General features: G+C 41.1%; 1 protein-coding gene. It reads left to right on the top strand.

The features are described from left to right. The coding region (locus tag ACMJ0U_RS12245; RefSeq protein WP_417130159.1) for an ATP-binding protein at positions 1-2,921 on the top strand (2,921 nt) is incomplete at its 5' end. Between the last annotated feature and the right edge of the window lie 163 nt (positions 2,922-3,084).

Here is a 3,084-nt window from a genome sequence, read left to right as displayed (position 1 = left end):
AGAAGGAAGAAACGGCTTATGGAAGTAATATTTATGCAGTAGTGGAGGATATGGATGGAGTTCAATGGTATGCTTCGCGTACGAAAGGACTGATAGTAGGTAATCATGTGTATACACATAATCCTTCTGATTCGTCTTCTTTGGGATCGAATCAAGTATTTTGCTTGTTGAAAGACAGCAAAAACCGTATATGGGTTGGGACTTTTGAAGGGGGACTTGATTTGGCCGTTCCAGGCAAGAAAGGTTATACTTTCCGTCATTTTTTGACTTCCACGTACGGACAGCGTCAGGTGCGGGTGATTTTTGAAGATAATAATCATTGGTTATGGGTCGGAACCAGTGAAGGAGTTTACGTGTTTCATCCTGATAAACTGTTGAAAGATCCTTCTGCTTATTATAGTTATACCTTCGATAACGGAATGCTGAGAAGTAACGAAATTCGGAGCATAGCTTCTGATGGGAAAGGGCATATCCTGGTTGCAGAATCGGGAGCCGGATTTTCGGTTTGTTCTCTTCCTGAGAATGGGAATTATAGCCAGCTGGAGTTTGAACATTTTGGCCCCGAAGACGGATTGGTCAACGGAATGGTGCAAACTTTTGTGCCAGATATGAATGGTAAAATATGGATTACCACAGAATTTGGTGTTTCTTGTTTTGATGCACTTCGTAAGACGTTCGAAAACTATTTTTTCTCTACAAATATGCTGGGCAATGTGTATGCCGAGAATTGTGGACTGAGTTTGGATGACGGTCGTATAGCTTTTGGCACAAATTATGGATTGACGGTGATTGATCCGCGTAGAGTGAAACATCCGGAAAGTAAAACGAAAGTTACATTTACAGATTTGCGCTTGAATGGCATTTCGGTTAGTCCAGATGAACCGGATTCTCCTTTGGATATGTCTTTGGCTTATGCCTCAGAGGTGAATTTACGGTATTATCAAAGTTCTTTTGTGGTAGAGTTTTCTACGTTTGACTATTCGGGAGCTGGAGGTTCTAAATTCAGTTATAAGCTTGAAAACTATGATAAGGGATGGAGTGTTCCTTCTTCCTTGAACTTTGCTGCTTACAAAAATCTTTCTCCTGGAACCTATTATCTTCATGTAAAAGCTTCTGATGCTTCCGGATTATGGGGAGCGGAGGAGTCTGTATTGAAGATTGTGGTGAATCCTCCTTTCTGGAAAACACCTTGGGCTTATATCTTGTATGTGATAGTGATAGTTGTACTGTTGTACATTGTATTCCGTATTATACGTAATATGAATACCTTGCGTAACAAGATTAAGGTAGAGGAACAGCTTACCGAGTACAAACTGGTGTTCTTTACCAATATTTCACATGAGTTCCGTACGCCGTTGACGCTGATACAAGGTGCGTTGGAGAAAATTCACCGTTTGAAAGTACCTAAGGAGATGGCATACTCTCTTAAGATTATGGACAAGAGTACAGAACGTATGTTGCGTTTGATTAATCAGCTGCTTGAATTCCGTAAGATGCAGAATAATAAGCTGGCCTTGTCATTGGAGGAGACAGATGTGATAGCTTTCCTGTATGAAATTTATTTGAGCTTCAAGGATGCGGCAGAATCAAAGAACATGGAGTTCCGTTTTATTCCTTCTTGCCAGTCATACCGGATGTTTATTGATAAGGGAAACGTAGATAAGGTAGTATATAATATTTTATCTAATGCTTTTAAATACACTCCGTCAAAAGGAAAGATTGAGTTTGTGGTGAATGTGGACGAATCGGTCGGAAAACTGAAAATGAGTGTGTCTGATACGGGGGTCGGCATTCCTAAAGAAAAACGGGGAGAATTGTTCAAGCGGTTCATGCAGAGTAATTTCTCTGGTGACAGTGTAGGAGTAGGTCTGCATCTGACGCATGAACTGGTCAACGTACATAAAGGAACAATTACGTATGAAGAGAATCCGGGAGGAGGCTCCATCTTTATTGTGACTTTGCCAACGGATAAGTCCGTATATGAAGAAAAAGATTTTCTTGTGCCGAATAATGTGCTGTTGCGTGAGGAAGAAATGGCCGAAAAGCATTTGGCAGATGTGGTGTTGAAAGATGAAGAAGGGCTGGATGAAGTTCTTCCGGTGAATCCGCTAAATAAATACAAGGTACTGATTGTAGAGGATGACAATGATGTGCGTGAATTCCTGAAAGAGGAGCTGGGTGTATATTTTGAGGTTGTAGCAGAAGCCGACGGGGATGCAGGATTGGAACGTGCGCGTAATTATGATGCGGACTTGATTATCAGTGATGTGGTTATGCCGGGATGCTCTGGTTTTGAACTGACACGGAAATTGAAGAATGATTTTAATACCAGTCATATTCCGGTTATTTTGCTGACTGCCATGACCTCTGTGGACAATCATGTGAAAGGAGTGGAGTGTGGAGCCGATGCTTACATTACGAAACCGTTTAGTCCGAGACTATTGTTGACACGTGCCTTTAAACTGATAGAGCAACGTGAAAAGCTGAAGGAGAAATTCTCGCATGACCCGAGTCAGGTGCGTCCGGCTCTTTGTTCCTCTGACAAGGATAAATTCTTTGTAGAGAAGATGGGGCGTATTATGGAAACGCAGCTGGGAAATCCTCAGTTTACAGTCGATGAATTTGCTTCCATGATGGGGGTAGGACGTTCAATTTTTTATCGTAAGGTACGAGGGGTAACGGGCTATTCACCGAATGAATATATACGTATTATGCGAATGAAGAAGGCGGCCGAACTGCTTTCCTCTCCGGAAAATCTAACTGTAGCCGAGGTTTCGTATCAGGTAGGTATTAACGATCCCTTCTACTTTAGTAAATGTTTTAAACTTCAGTTTGGTGTGACTCCTTCCGTCTATCAGAAAGGAGGAAGAGTGGAAAAGGAAAAAGAAGCAAATGCTGATTCTGAAGCCAAAGAAGAATAAGCTGGAGGCTGATTCTTCTTTGCTATTTGGAATTTGCAAAAATTAGAAATGGGCGGCCGATATTATAAATATTTGATGAAAAATGTCGGTCCTTCTGTAAAGTTTATGGTTAAAGGCATGTAAAAGTAATAAATATTGAAATTGTATGAAGAAAAAGTATTAC

The organism is Phocaeicola sp., from assembly GCF_048170425.1.
Classification (GTDB): Bacteria; Bacteroidota; Bacteroidia; order Bacteroidales; family Bacteroidaceae; genus Phocaeicola.
The sequence above is the reverse complement of the archived record's forward strand: the minus strand, read 5'-3'. Positions and strand labels throughout refer to the sequence as shown.